Annotated in this window: 2 pseudogenes; one reads left to right on the forward strand and one right to left on the reverse strand. The window is 44.7% G+C overall.

Annotation, left to right across the window (positions count from 1 at the left end):
- Positions 1–34 precede the first annotated feature (34 nt).
- Positions 35–571: pseudogene (locus BACPLE_RS03695) on the reverse strand (site-specific integrase); the annotation flags it as partial.
- Positions 572–997: 426 nt separating this feature from the next.
- Here BACPLE_RS03695 and BACPLE_RS03700 point away from each other — a divergent pair.
- Positions 998–1,347 (forward strand): annotated as a pseudogene (locus tag BACPLE_RS03700) (capsule assembly Wzi family protein); the annotation flags it as partial.

Below are 1,347 nucleotides of genomic sequence, written 5' to 3' on the forward strand. Positions count from 1 at the left end.
TGACACAAGCAGACACGATAGTTCACAGGGGCAAAAAGCGGCGCTCCGTGCGTAGTAGAGGTTCATAGTTGTCGATGAATGAACGGGTTCAGGACAGTGAAAGGAACATCCGACAACTTGTATTTCTCCTGGATGAAAGCGGCCACACAGTACAAGCATAGCGGTAAGATTGCGCTGTTCCCTTTTCCCGGTTCACGCCGACACGTTTTTCGAAATGTTCGATGAACGTCCGGAAATAACCCAACAGGGTTTCCTGCCCGAAAGCTGTCCCCAACAACAGATTCCTTATTTCTTCAGCCGTTACATTCTCACGGGTGGCTGACAGTTCGGCATAAATGGAAATGGCTGAAGCTCGCAAATCGTCCAGTTGCCGGTTGATTTCCCGCGCGGCGTTACTTTTACCCGTGGCACGTCCGGATGCCCACAGTGCAGCGGGTACGGACATTTTCGCACTAAAAGCCGCTTCTGAAAATTTGCCGACAACAAGTTTCGCCATGACCGGGCAATGTCCCTCGTCATTCATTTCGCTCTTTTTGAGGTAGAACGTAACCGTTACATCCGTCTGTTTCATAACTCTATTTTTTTTATGTTGCAAAATTACTTGATATATAGCTATTTACAGTTATGAAAATTATAGCGGAACAAAGAATAAAACCCCGGATGCCGGTAACATAACCTGTATTTCCATGAAAAACGGAAAAAAACGGTTATCTTTACGGGCAAAATATAGGGTTCTTTGCATGGTGAACGGTAAAACCGCAGGTGGTCAAGCGTTATTTTGCCGGATTATCCGGGGCTAAAAAAGGTAACGGATAAGTAGCAAATCTTTCTCTTAACCTTTCATTATCCTGCATTTTAGCGATTTGGAAAGGTATAGAAGAATTTGGCTTAACTCTCCTCAATACCAAACACTTACTTTATTTATCCAAATTTTGCCGTTTTTTTGCGAGTTCTTTCTATCTTTGCAATAAATATTTATTAGTGAATGTTTGCGAACATGAGTTTATTGAAATCATTGTTATTTATGGCCCTGACAATTCCTGCTGCGGCTCAAGAAAATCCACAAGAATTCCACTATCGGGTAGAAGCTACTGCCACTGCATCGACGGGAACGTATGCCCCACTCTGGCTGACGGCGAACCGGTTTGGAATGGAAAGTGAAAAGCCGAACAGCGGATACCTGAGGGCGGGAATAGAATGGAACAAGAAGTTGAACAGAGGATGGCGTATTGATGCCGGACTGGACCTGGCAGGAGGCGTAAAACAGACGTCGGACTTCTGGATTCAACAAGCGTATGCGGACTTTTCATGGAAAATGTTGACACTCAGCATAGGAAGTAAGGAAAG

Origin of the sequence: Phocaeicola plebeius DSM 17135 (assembly GCF_000187895.1) — a bacterium.
In the GTDB taxonomy this organism is placed as follows: Bacteria; Bacteroidota; Bacteroidia; order Bacteroidales; family Bacteroidaceae; genus Phocaeicola; species Phocaeicola plebeius.